Annotated in this window: 1 pseudogene; it reads left to right on the top strand. The window is 70.1% G+C overall.

Going from position 1 to position 358, the window contains the following annotated elements:
* Window positions 1–358, top strand: a pseudogene (locus TN53_RS43085) (IS21 family transposase); the annotation flags it as partial.

A 358-nucleotide genomic window follows, 5' to 3' on the forward strand; every position in this document is an offset into this window, starting at 1 on the left:
GGGCGAGATCCGGGCCGAGGCCGGACGCGGCAGCGCGGAGGTGTTCGTGCCGCAGTCCCACCATCCGGGGCAGGAAGCCGAGGTCGACTTCGGGGACGTCACTGTTCACCTGGCCGGGCAGACTCTGGTCTGCAGCCTGTTCAGCCTGTTCCGCCTGCGATTGTCGTACTCCGGCAAGGCGGTGCCCCGCGTCTTCGCCGCCAGCGGGCAGGAGGCGTTCTTGGAGGGGCACGTCCACGCCTTCAGCGTGCTGGGCGGGGTGCCCAGGGGCAAGGTCCGCTACGAGAACTTGAAGGCCGCGGTCGCCAAGGTGATCGGGTTCGCCCGGGAACGCGAGGAGAGTGCACGGTGGCTCGCC

Origin of the sequence: Streptomyces sp. WM6386 (genome assembly GCF_000972385.1) — a bacterium.
GTDB lineage: Bacteria > Actinomycetota > Actinomycetes > Streptomycetales > Streptomycetaceae > Streptomyces.